This window comes from Adlercreutzia caecimuris B7, assembly GCF_000403355.2.
Lineage (GTDB): Bacteria > Actinomycetota > Coriobacteriia > Coriobacteriales > Eggerthellaceae > Adlercreutzia > Adlercreutzia caecimuris.
Window position 1 is genome coordinate 2240347 of the sequence record NZ_KE159646.1, and the last position, 20512, is coordinate 2260858.

Below are 20512 nucleotides of genomic sequence, written 5' to 3' on the forward strand. Positions count from 1 at the left end.
TTTTTTTATGAAAGTAAGGGGAGGAGAAGATGCGGGGAGGGGTGCCGCACCATCCGATTTTGTTTCTCGTGAAACACTTCACCCCTCGCGGACGTGCTGAGTAACGTTACAATGTACGAAACATCAAGAGAAGGAACCACCCCATGCCATTTCCCTCCCCCGACCAATCTCACCCCGAGCCCGCACCTCTCGCTCCTCAGGCGCAGCTTCCCCAGAACATCGAGGCAGAGCAGTCGGTGCTGGCGGCGTGCCTGCTGAACCACGAGGTGACTGAGGAAGCGGTCATGCGCATCAAGCCGGAGAACTTCTTCCGCCCGGCACACCGTATTATCTTCGAGGCAATCCAAGGGCTGGTGAACCGTCGCATTCCCGTCGATCCCATCTCCCTTGCCGATACGCTGAAGGCTCAAGGTCAGTTGGACGCTGTGGGGGGTCGTGCGTATCTTGCCGAACTGGCTGATAACACGTTCTCGCTGACAAGCTGGGAGCGCCATGTCGATATCGTCAAGCGCCAAGCTATCCTCCGCGAGTTGGTCTATGCCTCGGCGCAAATTAATGCGCTGGCCTACGACGCTCCCGACGATGTGAACGAGGTGGTCGAGGAAGCGGAGAAGATGTTGCTCAACGTGACCGAGAAGCGCGTGAGCTCCACCTTCCGCAAAATGGACGAGCTTGTGAATGAGGCCTACGAGCAAATCACCATCCTCGCCAATCAGAAGAATCACATGGTTGGCGTGCCGACGGGCTTCAAGGACGTCGATGATCTGATCCATGGTTTCCGCGGCGGCGACCTGGTCATCTTGGCAGCTCGTCCCGGTGTGGGAAAGACCTCCTTCGCACTGAATCTGGCCACCAACGCCGCAAAAGCGGGGGTTGCAGTCACCTTCTTCTCGTTGGAGATGGGCGCCGAGCAGCTGGTGCAGCGTATCCTGTGTTCTGAGGCCCGCGTATCGCTCTCGAAGCTGCGCAGCGGACTCATCGCCGAGGGAGACTGGGGTGCGTTGGCCGAGCATTCGGGAAAGCTCTCGCAGCTTGACTTCTATATCGACGACGCGCCGGGTCTGACGATCTTGGAGGCCCGGGCGAAGGCCCGCCGCGAGCTCCACGGCATCAAGGAGGGGCAGAAGGGCCTGATCGTCGTGGACTATCTCCAGCTCATGCAACCGAGTCCGGGTACGAAGAACAAGAGCACGAACGACCAGGTGGGCGAGATCTCCCGTGGATTGAAGATCCTTGCGAAGGAGATGAACATGCCGGTTATTGCGCTCTCGCAGCTCTCTCGCGCGGTGGAGCAGCGCGGCAAGGACAAGCGACCTATGCTCTCGGACCTGCGTGACTCCGGCTCCATCGAGCAGGACGCCGACATCGTCATGTTCATCGACCGTTCGATGAACGAGATCGAGGCGGAAAGCGAGAGTCGTCCCGATCTGGGTATGGCGAAGCTCATCGTGGCCAAACACCGCAACGGTGCCACTCGCGATATCGACTTGGCTTTCAATCCTGAATTCACGAAGTTCATGGACTTCATCGATGACTCGCGGGTCGGGTCTTTCTAGCCAGTGGGCGAGAAGCTGACATTCATCCACGCCGCTGATTTGCATATCGGTGCGCCTATTCGTGGGCTGCGGGGGCTCTCGGATGAGTGGGAGCGGCGGCTCATCGATGCGATACCCGCCGCCTGGGAGCGTGTCGTCGAGACGGCGATATCCCGACGCGTCGATTTCGTTATCGTGGCTGGGGATATCTTCGACTCGGTGCGCGCATCCTATGGCGACTATGTGCGTTTCTTCGCCGGTTTGCAACGCCTGGATGCTGAGGGCATTTGCACGTATCTTTGCACGGGGAACCACGATCCTCAGAGTGTTTGGCAAAAGGATTTCTTCGCCTTGCCCCCTTCGGCGACGATGTTAGCTGCCGATCGACCTGATTTCGCGCTTTTTGAGCGCGAGGGAAAGCCTGTCGCCATCATTGCGGGCCGCGGGTATCCGAACAAGGTGTGGTCTTCCCGCGAGAACATTGCAGCGGGATTAACGCGCCAGGCGGCCTTGTCCGCCCTGGGTTCGCGGGCTGAGGAGGCCTCTTTTGCCGTGGGGGTGCTCCACACGGGGCTCAATCTAGATCCGGTGAAGGCCCCCACCGACCCGGCTGCCCTGGCCGTCGCCGGCTTCGATTACTGGGCTCTCGGGCATATCCACCGACGGTATCAGGACAGCGAGGACGATCCGCGGGTCGTGTTCTCCGGTTGCGTGCAGGGCCGCGATATTCGCGAAACAGGTTCGCGTGGTGTGTACGTTGTAGAGCTTTGGCCTGGCGAGAGCCCTCGGCTTACATTCGTTCCGACCGCCTCCATCGTATGGGAGCAGCCTGAGGTAGATGTTTCCGACTGCCCCAACATCCCATCGCTCGTGAAAAAGGTGATGCGCGAACTCTTCGCCGTCAATGGCACCGTGTCCTGCGAGATGATGGTCACGCACATCACTCTAGTTGGGGAGACCCCTCTTTCAGAGGTGCTGTCGCGGCCGGGGGTTCTGGAGGATGTGAGGGCGTCTCTTAACGACTCCTACAGCGAGTTTTACTGCGACGAGCTCATCGACCGCACGCAGAGGCCGCGCGATGAAGAGGCCCTTCGCGCCGAGGGTATGTTTCCGGCGGTATTCCTTCGGACGGCCGAGACGTTCGCCTCTGACGTGGCGGGTCAGATTGATTTTCTACAGGAAGAATTTCTCGCGCGGGGAATTCCCCTGACCGCGAGTCTTTCCGAAAAGAAAGCCCGCCGTTTAACAGGGGAGGCATCCTCGCTTGTGCTCGAGCTGCTCGCTCAGGGAGGCGACGAGCGATGAGCGGCCCCCGTGTTTTCCTAGAATATCTGCGCCTCGGCCACTTCGGGGCCTTTCATAATTACACAGTCGGCCCCTTCGGATCGCAGCTCAACGTGGTGCTCGGTGCAAACGAGTCGGGGAAGACGACGCTTGCCTCACTGGTGGGGGGCATCCTCTTCGGGTGGGACAAAGGATCTCTTGCACGCAACGATTACCGACCGGAATATGGCGACCGCTCGGGCGCGCTGTTGTTCTCCGACGGCCGGACATTGGCCCGCGAGGGAGAAGATGCGCCCGTCACCGGCGCGGTCGAGCTGATGGAGGATATCGACAAAGACACCTTCCACACCATGTTCTCCCTCGACAGCGACGAGTTGAGGAGCCTGCGGAACAGCACCGATACGACTGCGAAGCTGCTGACTGCGAGCACGGGAACCGCCTCGTCTCCGGCCGCGGCCCTGGCACGCTTGAACACCCAGCTGGAATCCTTCACCGCCCCAGAAGGGGAGTGCTCGATTCCGCATCTGATTAAGCGGCGCAACGCTCTGCGCGAGCAGCAGCAGATTGCCTCCGATCAGGCCGACCGCTGGCGCGCCCACGATCGGGAGCTGCATGGGCTGACTGAAGAGCGGGAGGCCATGGCGGAGCGGGTTGAGGAAAGCCGGCGGCTTGTCGAATCGCTGGCCGCCGCCAAAGCGGCCGTCTGCTCTCTTGATGCCGAGCGCACGAAACTCACGGCGGAAATCGAGCGGTTGAACGTATCGCGCGACGAAGCCACCGCGGCCCTGGAGGAGCACGAGCGCGGCCTTGACGAGCGTCTTGTGCGGATGACGGGGAACGAGGACCGCTCTTTGCGCGATCGGCTGGATGTGTTGGCGGCCCAGCAGCAGCGGCTTGCCCATGCAACCGATGTGGCGCGCACCAACTACACGTCATCGGCGGCGGTGTACGAGGCGCTTCTCGAGACGGTGAACGAGGAAGAGGATCGCCGCAACCAACAGGCCGAGCGTCGCATCCAGGTGGCCTTTTGCGTGGTGGTGCCCGCAGTGCTGTTTCTGCTGGGCGTTCCCCTGTTCATCGAGGGTCGTGCCACGGCGTCGTTGAGCTATATGGCCATCGGGTTTCTGCTGTCGGTGTTCGCCTTCATCATGGTTGTGGCGGGTTTTGCGCTGCTGTTTCGGCCCGACAAGGCCGGCTCCGCCCGCAAACAGCGGTTTGAGGATGCCCAATGGGTCATGGTTCAAGACGCGAAGAAAATGGAGGCCTGCCAAGCCGAGGAGTCCCAGTTCGCGACACGCGTTGCCCATGAGCTGGCCGATGAGGGCCTCTCGCGGGCAGAAGGCTCGCTTCGCCAGGCACGAGTGCTGCTCGACGAGGCCCGCGATGCGCGCTCGGCTATGGCCCTGTGCCGTCAGCGTCAGCAAGCTGCGATTGTGCGCGCGGCCCAGGTGTCCGATCGCCTCGGCGAGATTGCCGCCGAGCGCGCCGCAGCTCTTGAGCAGGCGGGGTTGCCCCCGGACGCATCGCAGGTTGATGTGGATGGCGAGTACGATCGTCGGCTTCGCCAGCGGGCGGGGCTGCTCGAAGCGTTCGAGGAGATGAACCGTCGTGCTGGCGAATTGGAGGCCGTGCTTTCTCAGGCCGCTCGCTCGACCGAGTTCGATCGCTGCAAAATAGAGGTGCAGCAAGTGTGCACCCGACTCGACGAGGCGAAGACCGACTTCGGGCGGCTCCTGCTGGCGAAACGCATGCTCGAGGCGGCTCTGGCAACCTGGGAGGCCACCCAACAGCCCGAAGTGTACGCCCAGGCGAGTCGCTTGCTCGCGTTGATGACCGAGGGCCGCTGGGTCGAGGTGTCTCTGACATCCGAGGGCGCGCTGCAAGTGACCGACGCCGCCGGCATTGTCCGCCCGCCCGCGCATCTATCCCTCGGCACGTGCCAGCAGCTGTACCTCTCTCTGCGTATCGCCCTGCTCTCAAGCGCTGCCACTGTCGGCCGCTCCATTCCCGTGCTCGCAGACGATATCCTCGTGAACTTCGACGACCGTCGTCGATTGGGGGCCGCGCGGGCTCTCGTTGAGCTATCCCAGCATCGTCAGGTCATCCTCTTCACGGGCCACGAGAGCGTGGCTCGGGCATTGAAAAAGGCGGCCAAGCAGGCCTCATCTCCCGCGGTGCTCATCGAGTTGTGAGCGCCTGCTCCGTCGGGGGAGCGCCCGGCGCAGTTGCCCGTCTTCGCCTCTTGTACGGCTCGGAGCTGTACTATACTTACATCTTCGAGCAAAAGGCTCTCGACGAAAGGACGCAGCATGCCCAGCACAGTGCTCGTCGGCGCCCAGTGGGGCGACGAAGGCAAGGGTAAGATCACCGACCTCATCGCCAGCGACTACGATTACGTCGTGCGCTTCCAGGGGGGCAACAACGCCGGTCACACCGTCATCCACGGTGACAAGAAGCTGGCGCTGCATCTCATGCCTTCCGGTGTGATGTACGAGAATGCCGTGCCCGTTATCGGCAACGGCGTGGTGGTGGATCCGGGCGTGTTGGTGAAGGAGATGGCCATGCTGGAGGCCGAGGGCATCTCTTGCAAGAACCTGCGCATCTCCAACGACGCGCATCTCATCATGCCCTATCACAAGGACCTCGACGGCGCCGATGAGAAGAGCCTCGGCGACAAGAAGATCGGCACTACCAAGCGCGGCATCGGCCCGTGCTACCAGGATAAAATGGGTCGCAAGGGCATCCGCATGCAGGACTTGTTGGACGAGAAGATCTTTCGCCTGAAGCTCGAGGCGGTGCTGGCCCAGAAGAACCCCATCCTGGAGAAGATCTACGGTCTGCACACCTACACCGTCGAGGAAATCTGCGACGAGTACCTGCCCTACGCGCGCATCCTCGCTCCCTATGTGTGCGAGAGCGCCCATATGCTGAACACGGCCCTGACCGAGGGCAAGTCCATTCTCTTCGAGGGGGCCCAGGGCACCCTGCTCGATATCGACCACGGCACCTATCCCTTTGTCACCTCGTCTTCCTGCTGCGCCGGCGGTGCGGCCACGGGCACCGGTGTGGGCCCTGCGGCCATCGATCGTGTGCTCGGCATCCAGAAGGCCTACGTTACCCGTGTGGGCGAAGGGCCTTTCCCCACGGAGCTGAAGTTCCCCGAAAACGGCGGCGAGGGGCAGGACGCCGAGGACGGCGAGCTGCTCTGCGCGGAGGGTCACGAATTCGGCGTCACCACGGGCCGCAAGCGCCGCTGCGGTTGGTTCGATGCCGTCATCGGGCGCTATGCCGCTGAGGTGAACGGGCTTACGGATGTGGCCCTCACCAAGCTGGATGTGCTGTCGGCCTTCGACACCATCAAGGTGTGCGTGGCCTACGAGTGCAACGGCGAGCGCTACGACTACTTCCCCATGCAGCAGTCGGTGCTGCACCACGCGAAACCCGTCTATGTGGAGCTTCCGGGCTGGAAAGACGAGGACATTACCGGTTGCCGCTCCTACGCGGAGCTTCCTGAGAACACGCGCGCCTACATCGAGTACCTGGAAGAGGTCTGCGGCGTGCCTATGAGCATCATCTCGGTGGGTCCCGACCGTGATCAGACCATCCTGCGCGACGTGTGGATGAGGGAAGATTAGCCCCGGGTTTCCTGGAAAGAGCGAAAGGAACGAGCGTGAACATTCTGGTTTTAGGTTCGGGGGGCCGCGAACACGCCATCGCGTGGGCTCTGCGCAAGTCGCCGCAAACCGACGTGCTCTACGTGGCCCCGGGCAACGGCGGCACGGCTGAAATTGCCGAGAACGTAGACCTCGACATCGCCGACACCGAGGCGCTGCTCAGCTTTGTGCACGAGCGGAAGATCGGTCTCGTAGTCATTGGCCCCGAGGCGCCGCTTGTAGAGGGCGTGGCCGATGTCCTGCGCGCCGACGGTGTGCCAGTGTTCGGGCCCAACGCCGACGGTGCCCAACTCGAGGGCTCGAAGGCCTACTCCAAGGAGTTTATGGAGGCTAACTCCATCCCCACCGCCGCCTACGGCCGTTTCAGCGATGAAGCCGCCGCGCTCGCCTACGTGCGCGAGCAGGGCGCACCCATCGTCATCAAGGCCGACGGCTTGGCCGCGGGCAAGGGCGTGGTGGTGGCCGAGACGTTGGAAGACGCCGAGGCCGCCGTGCGCGCCTGCTTCGACGGCGCCTTCGGCGAGGCGGGCTCTACGGTGGTCATCGAAGAGTGCATGACCGGGCCGGAGTGCTCTCTGCTGTGCTTCGTTACCGCCGGCCAGTCGTTTCCTATGGCGCCGGCTCAAGACCATAAACGCGCCTATGATGGCGATCTCGGTCCGAATACGGGCGGCATGGGCGTGTACTCGCCAGTGCCCATCGTCACCGACGACGAGATGGCCGCCATGGTGGCCATTATGGAAGATGCCGCCGCGGCCACGGCCCGGGCGCCTTTTGCAACCGACTATCGCGGTACGCTGTACGGCGGCTTTATGCTGACACCGGAGGGCCCGAAGATTGTCGAGTTCAATGTGCGCTTCGGTGACCCGGAGACTCAGGTGGTACTGCCGCGCCTCGAGAGCGACCTGGTGGACGTGATGCTAGCTGTGGCCGAGGGCCGCGCCGACGACATTCAGCTGGAATGGTCGGACGACTGGGCCGTCTCGGTGGTGCTCGCGAGCGAGGGGTATCCCGGCTCCTACGAGAAGGGCAAGGTCATCCTCGGCATCGAGGAGGCCGAGGAGCTGCCCGGCATAACGGTGTTCCACGCTGGCACGAAGCGCAATTTCGACGGAGAGCTTCTCACCAACGGCGGCCGTGTGCTGAATGTGGTGGCCACTGGCGACACCTTCGAGGAGGCCCGCGAGCGCGCCTATGAGGCCTGCGACCTCATCAACTTCGAGGGCAAGCAGCTTCGATACGACATCGGCAAGAAGGCCCTTCAGGGTCGTTCGGCCTGGGAGTAGCCTATGATTTCAGAACGACTGTTGTCGAAGGTGGTAGCCGGCTGCACGGCAAACTACCTGAAATTGAAGCCGTGTGCCGAGACGCGCATGCCGGCGCCTGTTCCCGGGCAGCCCTACATGCTGTACATGCATGTGCCGTTTTGCGAGCGTCTGTGCCCGTACTGCTCGTTCAACCGCTTCCCTTTCCGGGAAGACCGCGCCGTGCCCTACTTCGAGAACATGCGTAAGGAAATGCGCATGCTGAAGGATCTCGGCTACGATTTCGACTCGGTCTACATCGGCGGTGGCACGCCCACCATCATGATCGACGAGCTGTGCGAGACTATCGACCAGGCCCGTGACTTGTTCTCCATACGGGAGGTGTCGAGCGAGACGAACCCGAACCACCTCATCCCCTCCTATTTGGAAAAGTTGAAGGGCCGTGTGCAGCGTCTGTCGGTTGGTGTGCAGTCTTTCGACGATGATCTTCTGCGCCAGATGGATCGCTATGAAAAATACGGCTGTGGCCAGGAGATTCTTGAACGTATCGGTGAGGCGTCGCCGTATTTCGTGTCTATGAACGCCGATATGATATTCAATTTCCCGGCTCAGACAGAGGACTCGCTCATTCGCGATATCGAGATGGTGGTGGCCTCCGGGGCAAGCCAAACCACGTTCTATCCGCTGATGGCGTCGCCCTCGGTGCAGCGTTCCATGGCAGCCACCGTCGGGGCCGTGGACTACAATCGCGAACAGCGCTTCTATGAGATCATCTGCGACCTTCTCCTCGGCGATTTGCCCCATGGCTCCCCTGGCTTGTTCGAACTGGGAAGCGCCTGGACGTTCAACCGCCGCGGCACCGGCGCCGCCGGCGAGGATGCCATGATCGACGAGTATGTGGTCGACTACGAGGAGTATCCGGCCATCGGATCGGGTGGTATCACCTATTTGGGCGAGAACTTGTACGTGAACACTTTCTCGGTGCGTGAGTACAACGAGGCTGTCGAGAGCGGCCTTATGTCCATGATGGGCAAGACCACCTTCAGCTTACGCGATCGCATGCGTTACCGCTTTATGATGCAGTTGTTCGGCCTGCGTCTGGATAAGCGTCAGTTCAAGCGCGATTTCGGTATGTCGATCGAGCGTGGTTTGCCAGTGGAGATGGCCTTCATGCGCACCTGCGGAGCTTTTGCCATCGACAACGACGACGAGCTGACGCTTACGCCGAAGGGCCGCTATCTGGTGGTGGTCATGATGCGCCAGTTCTTCATCGGTGTGAACAACCTGCGCGATCAGGCCCGGGCGGCGCTGACCGGAGAGGAGCGTGAGCTCATCTTCGGCGACGGATGCAAGAAGGAGGCCGCGGACGAACGCGCCGTGGCCGCAGCCGATGCGTTGGCCGACGGGGCCGCGGCCGAGGCGGCGGAAAGGTAACCCGCGGCCATGACCTACGTTTCGGTCGTCACTCTTGTCGCCTATGGCTTGGTGCTGGTCATCCTGGCTGCCATCACTGTGGTTGATGTGCGCCAGCGCCGCATCCCCAACGTACTATCAGGCGGTTTGGCAGCGCTTTGGGTTGTGTGGCGCGTAGTGCTTGCCTTTGCCGGGGAGCATATGGGGCTGGGGTTCGGTGCCGAATTCATCGCCCCGGCTCCCACGGTGCTCGTGCCCCCGGGTTTGGAAATCGTCGGCGCCTCGTTTGCCGGCGGCATCATCGGCGCCGTCATTCTCGGCGGCGGCCTTCTCATTCTGACGGTCCTTTACGAGGCGATAACCCACAAAGAGTCGTTCGGCGGGGGCGATATCAAGTTGATGGCGGCCCTCGGCCTGTTTCTCGGTGCCGAGCGTGGGCTTATCTGTCTGCTGGCCGCTTGCGCATTGAGCTTGATATACGCCGGCGTTCGCCACGGGGCCGCATCCCGCTCCGCGCGAGATGGAGAGGTGGAGTCGGGGTTGCAAGCGACCATGCCGTTCGGCCCTTTTATCGCGCTGGGGACGCTGGTGGCCTTCGTCTCGTAAAAAAGTTCTTGCAATAGGTCATCGCTCCCGCTAGAATATATGCTCGCGTCGAAAGCGATTGCTTTCCGCGATCATGGTCGGGTAGCTCAGTTGGTAGAGCAACGGACTGAAAATCCGTGTGTCGAGGGTTCAAGTCCCCCTCCGACCACCATAATCAAGAAGGGCCCCGGCAACGGGGCCCTTTTCATGCCCGGAGGCTTCCACGGGGCATATGGCGGGTTAGGTCTCAAAAAGTGTGTCTAGGCGTATTATTCACTACTGTCTAGAACCAACCCGTCTCCTTTGATCCACTCATTCTCATCTCACTCCATTCCGGCAGAGATGTTCCATGTTCATCAGGCGCCCCATCTTCGTGCTCTGATCTATTGGTGGCGAGCATGAACAGCCCTGCGACCTCTTCGTCCGTCTTCATCGTCTTGAGCATTTCCGCTTCACCGACTTTGTACTCGGAGTGCAGATAGCACCACCAAAACGCAGCCTTGGCACGGCGTATGGTTGTAAGTCCCCGATGATGTTGAAGCATGAGTCGAATCTGGGCGTTGACGCCACCTTCGATCACGTTGTTGGTCGAGTCCCATACTCCTCCCAGACTCTCCTGCATCTCGGCGAACGTGAACAGCGTCCTGTCCCGGACGAGACCGTTGAGGGAATGCCGCGCGCTCCTGAGACGCTCGTGGACGTATTGTTTGCGGCCGTCCTTCAAGGTGAATTCACGCAGGAACCTCTCCCATTTGGAGCACCATTCCGCATAATCCGCCAGCCACTTCGCTGCGCCATCCGCTCCTTTGATCTTCGGAAGGGCGCGGGCAAGATCGAGCAGTTCCCGGCCGCAGTCGAGCTTCGGGCGCATGGTCGTCCTGCGTATTACCTGCCTCCTCACATGGACGAGACAGCGCTGTACCGAGGTGTCGGGCCATATCGCCTTCGCCGCTTTCTTGAAGCCCGATCCGCCATCGGTGACCACCATGGTCGGAGGCGCCACCTTGGCCATGAGGGCCGCCCAGGATGCCGAGCACTCGCTCTCGGCCAGATGCCATGCCACAACATGCCTTTTGGTGCAGGCGATAAGCACCACGAGCCGTTTGGAGATATAGATCCCGTCAACGAACAGGACATCATGGACCTCACCGGCAAAGTCCGGCAGCGGCCAAAGGGACCAAAATCTCTGCGCCCGACGCTCGAAGGTCGCCTTCGAACACCTCTGTTCCTTGAGCGAGCCCTTACCCATGAGCCACCCGAGGAATGCCTTAAGCTGCTTGGCGGAATTGTCTATCCGATGGGTTTTGGATGCCCCGCAGGACTTGCAGCGCCACCTCTGAGCACCCGCTTCGGTCTTGCCGTTTCTCTTCATCGATGCCCCGCATGCGCCGCACTTTGGATTGTCCACACCAAGCTCCCGTCCAGATTCAACTTTTCTTTGGGAAAAGAATGTCTGAACAGGGACGTCAAGAGCAAGCCGGACACACTTTTTGAGACTCCCAAAAGTTGGGCCGTACCAACTTTTTGACCTAAAAAGAGCTATATGATCTGGGAGAATGTATGATTCTTAGACACACCTTTTGAGAATTAACCCCATATGGCCCAACTCGAGCCTCGCACAGTCAGGGCTGTCCGTTGGAGGTTGCGTGCCGAATGCGGCAACCCCCCGCGCGTTCTCTCTACAGGTTTCTCAGCTCCACGATGCCGTGTTCGTAGAGGGCATAGCTGGCCGAGCCGTCTTTGGGATGTCCTATGCTGCCGGGGTTCGCGAAGGTGATGTGGGTGGGCGCGTCGTCTCTCAGGGAAGCCGACGCGAACGGGTTCCCGATGCCCTTCACATGGGTGTGCCCGCTGAAAACGAATGAGCCGGCGGGAAGGCCCACGACGGCTCGGCGCACATCGAGGTGTCCGTGGGTGAGGAAGAGGGTAACTCCCTCGTCCACCACGACCGCGTAGTCGCCAAGACAGGGAAAGTCCAGCACCATCTGATCCACTTCCGCATCGCAGTTTCCGCGCACGGCGATAATGCGGTCGGCGTACTCGTTCAGCAACTTCGCCACATCGGCGGGCGCGTAGCCCTCGGGTAGGGGGTTGCGCGGACCGTGGTAGAGCAAGTCGCCGAGCAGCAGGATGCGATCGGCGTCCTCCTTGTGGAAACGGGCAATGAGCGCTTCGGCCGCCGGTAGCGAGCCGTGGATGTCTGAAGCGATGAGATAGCGCATGGGTTCCTCCTTCGCGTGGGGGTCGTGCCAGTATAGCAGGGGCGCTGGCAACGCGATGGCGCGCACCTTCCGGAGGGCGCGGGAGGCTCGCCGCTATGCGCTGGACTCGGCGGGGCTGCTTCTCGCTGCTAGCAGGTGCATCTCGCCTGCCTGCAACGCGGTAAAAAGGGCTCCAGCTTGTTGACGCAGCGTCTGTACAACACCGGCCAGGTGTGCTGCGCCTCCAAGCGCTTCCTCGTGCACGAGGACGTGGCCGAGGAGTTCACGAAGAAGGTCGTGGAGAAGATCGACACCCTGAAGCAGGGCATGCCGCTGGAGGAGGACACCCAGATCGGCTGCCTCATCTCCGAGAAGGCCGCCAAGACCGTGGAGGAGCAGATCCAGCTCACCGTGCAGCAGGGCGGCAAGATCGTTCTCGGCGGCGGCCGCGACGGCGCCTTCATCGAGCCGACGGTTATCGTGGACGTGCCGAAGACGGCTGACGTGGCCATCGACATGGAGATCTTCGGCCCGGGTGGTGCCCATCATCACCTTCAAGACCGCCGAGGAGGCCATCGAGATAGCCAACGCCTCGAAGTTCGGTCTGTCCAGCTGCATCTTCTCGGCCGACCAGAAGACCTGCGCGAAGTTCGCCTGCGAGCTTGAGGCCAGCGGCATGGTCATCAACGGCGCGAGCTTCTACCGCTCCTTCGAGCAGCCCTTCGGCGGCTACAAGTACTCCGGCATCGGCACCGAGGGCGTCATGAGCACCTTCGACGAGATGACCCACACCAAGTCCATCGTGCTGAAGAACATCCTGTAGTTTCAGGACACTGCCAGCTTTCAGCAAAGCTTGCACAAAACTGGACCGGGCATGTCCCGGCCCAGTTTTGCATAATCAGGGGGATATTGCGAAACTATGGCTCTTGCGATCTCGGACAGGCTCATTTTAAAGCGCGTATAAGATTCTCCAGAGAACTTTGTTTTCGAAAATTCTCTTAAAATTTCTCTAAACGAAATTGATTTAGTTAAAATATTTCAAATTTGACAAATCTATCTAATTTTAAGAAAATTTACTTCAGTTTTGATATTTTACAGAAATGAGCCGTCTATGCTAGAAGAGGAACTGAGGGATTTAGTAGAGAAAACCCAGCGGCTTCAGGCTGAACAGCAGACAGTGGAAGTGAAAAGCTCTCACGAGGGTTGCCCCGAGCGACTTTACGATACCCTGTCCTCGTTTTCGAATCAGGACGAAGGGGGCGTGCTTCTCTTCGGGCTCGACGAGAAGCAGTCGTTTAGGGCCGTCGGAGTGTACGATGTGCAAGATTTGCAGAAACGCGTCGTCGATCAATGCGAGCAGATGGAGCCTGTCGTGCGTCCTTTGTTCACGGCGGGAGAGATCGATGGCGTTGCGGTAGTTTCCGCGGAGATACCCTCTATCGATCTTGCCGAACGCCCCTGCTTTTATCGAGGTAAGGGACGAGTGAAGGGAGCTTATCGACGCGTGGGTGAGCGAGATCAGCCCATGACGGAGTACGAGATCTATAGTTACGAGGCCTTCCGCAAAAAGTACCAGGACGATATTCGCATCGTGCCTGACGCTGATGCCGACAGCTTGGATCAGTCGCTTCTCGCGGATTACCTTCAGAAGCTCAAAGCGAATAAGCCGAATTTGGCCATGCTTTCCGACGATAAAATCTGTCGGCTTATGAGCGTTGAAAAAGATGACGGTGTGACCCTCGCCGCCCAAATACTCCTCGGCCTTTATCCGCAGGCCTTTATGCCACAGCTGTGTATTATAGCGATTGCTGTGCCCGGCGTCGAAATCGGGGAAACCGATGAGGAAGGAGCGCGGTTTACCGACAACAAGCGTATCGAGGGAACCATACCGTCGATGTTGAACGAAGCGCTTTCCTTTGTGCGGTCGAACATGAAGGTAACAACTATTGTCGATGCGGAGACGGGACAGAGACGAGACGTCACTGAGTATCCGCTAGTCGCCCTTCGCGAGGTCCTGCTCAATGCTTTGGTTCACCGGGATTACAGTATCCATACCGAGGGGAAACCCATCCAGCTCACGATGTATTCCGATCGCGTGGAAGTGGCTAGTCCTGGAGGGCTTTATGGAAGGTTGCGCGTCGATCAACTGGGGCATACGCAGCCAGATACCCGGAATCCGGTACTAGCGACGGCAATGGAAGTGCTCGGTCTCACGGAGAACCGGTACTCGGGCATCCCCACGGTTCGCAAGCAAATGGAGGCCGCGGGGCTCCCCGAGCCGGAGTTTATCGATACGCAGTCTTCGTTCAAGGTAACTTTGAGGAAGGCGGCCGACGGCGCAAAGGCGGCACGTGAGATCAAGCGAGAAGCGAAAAATCAGCGGGCACTCTGTGAAACTGTTGCTGAAGAGGATCTGCTTGCGTTTTGCTCAGTGCCCCGCACGCGCGAGGAGCTAGCCGACACTTTGGGGCTCGGTTCCAAATCCTATGCCATAAGTCGCTATGTGATGCCCCTCGTGAAAAAGGGCAAGCTTCAGATGACAGATCCCGATCATCCGAAGAGTAAAAATCAACGGTTCGTGAGAATCTCTTCTAGAGAGTAGGCTCGGCGTTTTCGAGGGGCATACTCAGATGTGCTCCTCTGATGAGTGTCGCCGACGGGAGAGCGGATAGCTGATGTGCTTTGCGCTCGAAACAGTTGAAAGTGGAAGGAAGGAGAGCGTCTTCCTCCCCTTGTACATGGCCGGCTGTCTGCAGAAAGCCAAACTTCCTGCTTAATCGAAAACCGCGTCGATAAGCTGCTGCTGGGAATGAACGCCCATCTTCCGATAGATGTTCTTGATGTGGGACTTGGCGGTATTCTGGGAAATAGTCAGCTTGTCCTTAATGCCGATTGCGGTGTATCCGAGTGCGAGGTACTCGAGTATTTCCTGTTCGCGTGGCGTAAGGGAATGTTTTTCCGCACAAAGCTGGCATCGGCGTTCGATATCCAGACTCGCGTCTCGCGCCATAGCCGGGCTGAGACCGGGTAGTCTTAGGATGGAGCGGGAAAGATCGGAGCGCTTTGCAACGACAACGATGTAGCTCGCAAAAAGAAGAATGATTGCGGAAACGACGAGGAATGCAAGGGAGTCGTCAGGCCCCTCCTGCAAGAGCGAGAACAGGGAATGCCTCAGAGAGGCCCCGATGGCCGTGCCGATATCGACGAGGCAGTAGTATGCGAGCCCGGCTCGCAACGAATCCAGCGGATTCTTGGAGCCTATGGCTGCGATGAAGACGAAGGCTGTCAGGACGAACAGGTCGTAGCCGGCTGCGAAGAAAATATCCGACAGGTTCGCGACAATGCCAGTTGAACTTGCGAGCGAAGAGGGGAAGAAGAACGCGAAGCCTCCGAGGATGAGCAATGCCGAGATCAAATAGAGCGTATCGACCTTCCTGTCTCTTCTCATGAGGACGACACCGAGTACCGCAGCAGCTAAAGGGACAACAGCCAGAAGATTCTCCTGAGGTGCACCCCCTCCGTTGCGGGCCGCGGCACCGAACCCGAAGGCGATACCGGAAACGAGGAACGCGAGCAACGCCGGGTGGATGGCGGAGAAGAAAGCTGAAGGTTTCTCGGCGTTCACGGAGGTGAAGTGGTAGGACGTGCGCGGGGGAAGTTGCCCAAACGCTCTGCGATACGAAAGAAGAACAGCTCCTGCGGAAGCGAGGAATATAAACCCGAGAGCAATTGCGTTCCCGATGGGAAGAGCGGCGCTGAAGAACTGGACGATCGATCGGATGAGGATTGCCACGAAAACGCAAGCGACAACCTCACCTTCTCGCCGGCCGCTCAGCGCGAGGGCCGGCAGGGCGAAGGTCCAGAAGTCGGCGGTTCCGTACAGGGCGCAGCCGAGCACGGTCAGGAGGTAGTTATGTTCCTGCATGCCTCCGTAGAGGACCAATGTGGCGCAGGCGAGGGGAAAAAGAGAGCAGAGAAGGACTGCTGCCGGCCGTAAGACAGTTCGAGAAAACCAGAGAAGGGCGAGGATTGCCAGGCAGCATGCTGCCGAGGTAGTAACAAGGGCAACAGGTCCAGCCGTGAATTCGCTTGCAAATTGTGCGAAGACCCAGGTATTGAGGATCCAATAGGAAAGCTGGTGAAGCGAAATGGCGACGCATGTGAATACGAAGCCGCGATCAATGTTCACGGACGTTCCCATAAGCTCCTCTCTCCATCACCTATAAATATAGCATTCGAACAGCTCCCTCTTCTACAAAAACGGCAGTCTCACCCTCGGAGGGTGGGGCAAATACCCCTCGGTATGGCATGGACGGCGGTCTGCGAGATCGGAAGAATAAAGCTGCCGGCGCCGCTCGAGCACCTCCTGAAGACAGGGTTCTCGTCTGTTTCGGCGCGGCATCCGCTTCTCGCAAAAGAGCGGATAGTTCCTACGAGAAAAGGGGATGGAATGGAGACTCAACAGCAAAGGCCTCTCATGATGGGCCGCCGCCGCTTCGTTGCGCTCGCCGGTGGAGCGATTTCGCTGCTTGCTTTCGGAGGGGTGGGATGTGCGCCCTCCTCGCCCAAGACAGCCGACATGGGTTTGGCGCCGTCGTATACGGCGGGAACCTACCGCGCCACAGCTCTGGGGAAGAAGGGCGACGTGGTGGTGGAAGCCGACTTTTCCGATAGCCGTATCGAGGCGGTTCGCGTAACGCCCGAGCTTGAGACCAAGCGTATTGCCGATGCGGCTATCAACCAGCTGACTGCGCAGATTGTGGATTGCCAAACGCTGCAGCTCGATACCGTCTCGGGCGCGACGCTCACGAGTATGGCTATTCTCGGCGCCATGGAAGATTGCGTGGCTCAGGCCGGCGGGGATGTCAAAGCGCTGAAAGACGCTCCCGGACCAGAGGCTTCGGCGGCAACCGAGAAGCTGGAGGCCGACTTGGTAGTGGTAGGCGCCGGCGCATCGGGTATGGCAGCCGCAGTCCGCGCCGCCCAGCTGGGGGCGAATGTCGTCGTCTTCGAAAAGAACGGCAACTTCGGTGGCAATATGCTCGTGTCGGGCGGTGTGCTCACCTATATCAACGCGCCTGAAGAGTTGCGGCAGCAGAACAACGACGGCTACCAGAACTACCTTGAGACAACGCTGGCTACGGTCTCGGACAACTACGATGTGTCCCCGGAGACGGTCGATCTCATTCGCAAGCAGGCGAAGGAGTGGTACGACGCCGGGCACACCACCACGTTCAACTCGCTGGAGTGGAACACCATCAGCAACATGATCGGCCAGGGCGGCGGGACGTGGGAGGGCACCCTTGCCTATTCCGCCGGAAGCATTCCCCTGGTCGAGTGGCTTACAGAGCTAGGCATTCAGTGGAGCCCCCTCTTTCCCATCGGCGGGTATCCGTGGCCCGAGTATGCAGCCCCCACTTCGGCTTCAAACGGCGAAGGCTACTGCATCGCGTTTGATGAAGAAATGGAGCGTGTTCCTGGAACTATCGACATCCTCTTCCAGACGCCTGCGGGCGAGATAATCATGGAGAACGGCAAAGTGATGGGCATCAAGGGCTCGTGCGTCGATGGCACGACCTACGAGGTGCTCGGCAGCCATGGTGTCGTCTTTGCCACAGGCGGCTATTCCGGTGGTCCGGAACTTCTGATTGAAAGAGATCAGGAGTGGGGATTCAAAGACATGCCTCGCATCCCCACAACGAATGCGAGCGGGCATGAGGGCGACGGTCACCGACTTATCATGGGCATCGGGGGCACTATGTTCGATTTCACCCCGAATTGCATGCTCTGCATTATGAACGCTCAGGATAGTTCTATCGAGGGGCTTATCGGGGGCAATGGCCCGCTGGTAAACCTGCAGGGCCAGCGCGTGGTGAATGAGACGGGCTCGCGCAATGACATCTGCCGCGCCATTATGGATGCGGATGGCGCTGTGCTCTACCGCATTTCCGACAAGAACGGGTCGGGCTATGCTAGAGAGGATTATATGGGAGAACCGGAAGAATCGATGGTGAAGTACCAGCGAGTTTATCGAGGGAATACCTTAGAGGAACTCGCGGAGGCTATCGGGGCCGACAAGGCGGCGCTGGTGGCCACTATCGAGGACTTCAACCGCCACGCCGAGTCTTCCGAAACCGACGATCTGGGACGAAGCCTCTATTCCGCCTCAGATGTCATCAAAGAGCCGCCTTTCTATGCGTGCCCTAATACGTGGGGTACTCATATCTCGCTTGACGGTATCAGCACCAATCCTGAGACCTATGCGGTCATCAGCACGACTGGCGAAGAGATTCCGGGGCTGTATGCTATCGGTGAGCTGGCGGGACTGAATGGCGTGAATTGCATGTACTACGGTCTGGATCTCGCCAATCAGATGTTCGAGGCTTAATCTCTGACGCCTTTAAGGGCGCATCCATCTACCCTCCCTGTTGAGCGGGGGCGCCGGTTATCCGACGCCCCCGCTCGATGTTTGTTCGGCTGTTGGAGATGTTCTAGCTCAGCGTGTAGAAGGCGTATTCGGCTTCGCCTTGGGGGAAGGTGGCTTTCACCTCGTAGAGGTAGTTCGGCTCGATGGACAGGGCGATGGCGCCGTCCTCGCCGAGGGTACAGGGCACGTTCGCATCCTCGGCGGCCGGATCGATCTTCGGCTGGGAGCCCTTGGCCAGCGGCGTGCGCTCGATTTCAACGGAGGTGGGGTTCACCGAGAAGGCGATGAAGGCGTCGGTGGCTCCTCCCACGCGGGCGTCGGCGACGTTTTCGGCGAACTCGCCCATGCCGTCGGCGGCAAAGCCGTCCACTTCGCTCGTGGAAGTTTGGCCGTCCTCAGTCTTCCAGTGCCACTCGAACTCGTAGGGGTTCAGCACGACGGATACCTGGGCATCGGAGGTTTTATAGTCCAAAGATCCGGAAGGCACCTGGCTCTGGTCGGGTGCGGCGAAGACGGTGTCCACGATGTCGGCGTACTGCTCGGCATCGGCGGGGCTGCCCTGCTCGATTACTTCGACCTGATAGATGCCGGGGTATTGCCCCGGATAGCTCTCGGCCATGACTCCGTTGCCCGTCACTTTCACGATGTTTCCGGCAACCAGGTCGTCCTCGTCGATCTCCTGGCCGTTATAGATGATCTTCGCATCGTCGATGTTGGTGGGAATATAAGGCGTTTGGGTCTCTTGGTCGACGAAGAGCACCTGGTCGCCGTTCACGTAGGCCACCATCGCGGTGTTTTCCACGGCATCGGCGGGCAGGTTGCCGCCCTTGTTCGCGTTGTCGTTTTGCTGAGGGCCGCCCGTCTTATCGTTCTGCTGAGGGGATTCGGGCGCCTGATCACCCGACTGGGCGGAGGGGCTGGGGGAGTTGGCGCCCTGGTCGTTCGTGCCGCCCTTAATCGAGCAGCCTGCGAGAGCGATCAGGCCGGTGGCCAGTACGCCGACGAGGGCGATGCGAGTGAGATGAGAAAGCTTCATGGCACTGCCTTTCCGCGGGGAGTAAAGTAGCGCCATCATACCGCACCCTTGTCGCTTCCGAGCCACATCGTGGGAGAACCGTAGCCGCAAAGCGCACAAGTTGAACAAACTCTCGTGATAAAAGAGCGCTTTCCTACAGCGCCTTCGCCTTGGCGACGCAGGCTCCCACGGCCTCCATGGCCGCCGCCCGGAAGCCCCGCTGCTCCAGAGCTTTCACGCCTTCAATGGTGGTACCACCTGGCGAGCACACCATATCCTTCAGATCGCCGGGATGCCGCCCCGTCTCCAGCACGAGCTGCGCCGATCCCGCTACAGCCGCCGCCGCGAACTCGTAGGCCTGGGCCCGAGGCATGCCGGCTTCCACGGCCCCATCGGCCAGGGCCTCGATGAACATGAACACGAAGGCCGGCGAGCTGCCCGCCACCGCGCTCGCGGCATCCATCAGGCGCTCGGGGATAACGATGGCGTGTCCGAAGCTTTCCATGAGCGCGAGGCAGAGGGCCTCGTCGTCCTCGGTGGCTCCGGTGCCGGGGCACACGGCGGTGCAGCCGGCATTCACGAGGGCCGGGGTGTTCGGCATGCAGCGGATGAGACGCATGGTGTTCTCGTCGCGGCCGAACAGCGCGGCGATGCGTTCAAGTGTGAGCCCTGCCGCAATGGAGATAACGAGCGTGTTCTCGTTCACCGCACCGCGGATCTCGGTGGTTACCTCGGGAAAGAACTGCGGCTTTACGGCCAACACGAGCACATCGGCCACTGCGGCCACCTCGCGGTTGTCGGCGGTCACGGCAATGCCGAACTGCGTTGCCTTCGCTTGGCGTGTGGCCTCGGTCTTGGCCGAGCCGATAAGATCGGCAGCCGTTACCGCTGTCCCGTCGGCGAGTACCGTGCCCTCGCGCAGCAGGCCGCCGATGATGGCTGTGGCCATATTCCCCAGCCCTATAAATCCAATCTTCACAGAGAGCCTCCCTTTTCGCGTTGAACGGCGCCAAACCTCGCTCAAACGCAAATTTTCGCATCAGCGATGTTAAGGCTCTGAACAGGGAAAACAAAGCAAATAGCCTGGTCAAGCCAAGGAGAAGAAAAGTGCGT

The 20512-nt window shown here is 60.0% G+C and carries 16 protein-coding genes and 1 tRNA gene; 12 read left to right on the top strand and 5 right to left on the bottom strand.

Features of this window, described 5'->3' with window-relative positions; all coding sequences use genetic code 11:
• Positions 1–143 precede the first annotated feature (143 nt).
• The 8 genes from dnaB (at position 144) to C811_RS13050 (ending at position 9928) form a co-directional block, all read left to right on the top strand.
• Positions 144–1556 carry a replicative DNA helicase gene (dnaB, locus tag C811_RS13015; protein ID WP_016310130.1) on the top strand — a complete coding sequence of 471 codons (1413 nt, stop codon included), beginning with the start codon at positions 144–146 and terminating at the stop codon, positions 1554–1556.
• A gap of 3 nt (positions 1557–1559) precedes the next feature.
• Positions 1560–2840, top strand: a complete 1281-nt coding sequence (locus tag C811_RS13020) for a metallophosphoesterase family protein (RefSeq protein WP_016310131.1) — start codon at positions 1560–1562, stop codon at positions 2838–2840.
• The gene (locus C811_RS13025) at positions 2837–5011 is read left to right on the top strand and encodes an AAA family ATPase (RefSeq protein ID WP_016310132.1); all 2175 of its coding nucleotides are present in this window, start codon (positions 2837–2839) and stop codon (positions 5009–5011) included. Before C811_RS13020 ends, C811_RS13025 begins: the two co-directional genes overlap by 4 nt.
• 117 nt (positions 5012–5128) lie before the next feature.
• Complete coding sequence (locus C811_RS13030; RefSeq protein ID WP_016310133.1) at positions 5129–6454, top strand: adenylosuccinate synthase; 1326 nt, start codon at positions 5129–5131, stop codon at positions 6452–6454.
• A 35-nt stretch (positions 6455–6489) separates the two neighbouring features.
• A complete protein-coding gene (gene purD, locus C811_RS13035; RefSeq protein WP_016310134.1) occupies positions 6490–7779 on the top strand; it encodes a phosphoribosylamine--glycine ligase in 1290 nt (429 codons plus the stop codon).
• Positions 7780–7782: 3 nt separating this feature from the next.
• On the top strand, positions 7783–9192 hold the full coding sequence (locus C811_RS13040; RefSeq protein ID WP_016310135.1) for a coproporphyrinogen III oxidase family protein: 1410 nt from the start codon (positions 7783–7785) through the stop codon (positions 9190–9192).
• Between the two features lie 9 nt (positions 9193–9201).
• Complete coding sequence (locus C811_RS16000; protein WP_016310136.1) at positions 9202–9777, top strand: prepilin peptidase; 576 nt, start codon at positions 9202–9204, stop codon at positions 9775–9777.
• 75 nt (positions 9778–9852) lie between these two features.
• A tRNA-Phe gene (locus C811_RS13050) sits at positions 9853–9928 on the top strand.
• 111 nt (positions 9929–10039) lie between these two features.
• Here the strand turns inward: C811_RS13050 and C811_RS13055 are convergent.
• Positions 10040–11164 carry an IS1249 family transposase gene (locus tag C811_RS13055; protein WP_016308716.1) on the bottom strand — a complete coding sequence of 375 codons (1125 nt, stop codon included), beginning with the start codon at positions 11162–11164 and terminating at the stop codon, positions 10040–10042.
• Between the two features lie 271 nt (positions 11165–11435).
• Positions 11436–11978: a phosphodiesterase gene (yfcE, locus tag C811_RS13060; RefSeq protein ID WP_016310137.1), complete on the bottom strand. Its 543-nt coding sequence runs from the start codon at positions 11976–11978 to the stop codon at positions 11436–11438.
• Positions 11979–12155: 177 nt separating this feature from the next.
• On the opposite strand from yfcE, the gene C811_RS17190 reads away from it, so the two are divergent.
• The 3 genes from C811_RS17190 (at position 12156) to C811_RS13070 (ending at position 14559) form a co-directional block, all read left to right on the top strand.
• Positions 12156–12623: an aldehyde dehydrogenase family protein gene (locus C811_RS17190; RefSeq protein WP_198010039.1), complete on the top strand. Its 468-nt coding sequence runs from the start codon at positions 12156–12158 to the stop codon at positions 12621–12623.
• Positions 12538–12780, top strand: a complete 243-nt coding sequence (locus tag C811_RS17195) for an aldehyde dehydrogenase family protein (protein WP_280500964.1) — start codon at positions 12538–12540, stop codon at positions 12778–12780. Before C811_RS17190 ends, C811_RS17195 begins: the two co-directional genes overlap by 86 nt.
• Positions 12781–13068: 288 nt before the next feature.
• Positions 13069–14559, top strand: coding sequence for an ATP-binding protein (locus C811_RS13070; protein ID WP_016310139.1), 1491 nt, complete (start codon positions 13069–13071; stop codon positions 14557–14559).
• Positions 14560–14730: 171 nt separating this feature from the next.
• On the opposite strand, the gene C811_RS13075 is transcribed toward C811_RS13070, so the two are convergent.
• Positions 14731–16146: a helix-turn-helix transcriptional regulator gene (locus C811_RS13075; protein ID WP_198010040.1), complete on the bottom strand. Its 1416-nt coding sequence runs from the start codon at positions 16144–16146 to the stop codon at positions 14731–14733.
• A 261-nt stretch (positions 16147–16407) separates the two neighbouring features.
• Here C811_RS13075 and C811_RS13080 point away from each other — a divergent pair, with 261 nt between their 5' ends.
• Positions 16408–18345: an FAD-dependent oxidoreductase gene (locus C811_RS13080; RefSeq protein ID WP_198010041.1), complete on the top strand. Its 1938-nt coding sequence runs from the start codon at positions 16408–16410 to the stop codon at positions 18343–18345.
• A 103-nt stretch (positions 18346–18448) separates the two neighbouring features.
• On the opposite strand, the gene C811_RS13085 is transcribed toward C811_RS13080, so the two are convergent.
• Both C811_RS13085 and proC read right to left on the bottom strand, forming a co-directional pair.
• Positions 18449–19420 (bottom strand): hypothetical protein, encoded by a 972-nt coding sequence (locus C811_RS13085; RefSeq protein WP_016310142.1) that lies wholly within the window; start codon positions 19418–19420, stop codon positions 18449–18451.
• Between the two features lie 133 nt (positions 19421–19553).
• Complete coding sequence (gene proC / locus C811_RS13090) at positions 19554–20378, bottom strand: pyrroline-5-carboxylate reductase (protein ID WP_016310143.1); 825 nt, start codon at positions 20376–20378, stop codon at positions 19554–19556.
• Positions 20379–20512 lie beyond the last annotated feature (134 nt).

Bases quoted from the DNA above. Each gene is read 5' to 3' on its own strand.
- yfcE (WP_016310137.1), bottom strand. From the start codon at position 11,978: ATGCGCTATCTCATCGCTTCAGACATCCACGGCTCGCTACCGGCGGCC.
- C811_RS13080 (WP_198010041.1), top strand. From the start codon at position 16,408: ATGGAGACTCAACAGCAAAGGCCTCTCATGATGGGCCGCCGCCGCTTC.
- C811_RS13070 (WP_016310139.1), top strand. From the start codon at position 13,069: ATGCTAGAAGAGGAACTGAGGGATTTAGTAGAGAAAACCCAGCGGCTT.
- C811_RS13030 (WP_016310133.1), top strand. From the start codon at position 5,129: ATGCCCAGCACAGTGCTCGTCGGCGCCCAGTGGGGCGACGAAGGCAAG.
- C811_RS13085 (WP_016310142.1), bottom strand. From the start codon at position 19,420: ATGAAGCTTTCTCATCTCACTCGCATCGCCCTCGTCGGCGTACTGGCC.
- dnaB (WP_016310130.1), top strand. From the start codon at position 144: ATGCCATTTCCCTCCCCCGACCAATCTCACCCCGAGCCCGCACCTCTC.
- C811_RS13040 (WP_016310135.1), top strand. From the start codon at position 7,783: ATGATTTCAGAACGACTGTTGTCGAAGGTGGTAGCCGGCTGCACGGCA.
- C811_RS13025 (WP_016310132.1), top strand. From the start codon at position 2,837: ATGAGCGGCCCCCGTGTTTTCCTAGAATATCTGCGCCTCGGCCACTTC.
- C811_RS16000 (WP_016310136.1), top strand. From the start codon at position 9,202: ATGACCTACGTTTCGGTCGTCACTCTTGTCGCCTATGGCTTGGTGCTG.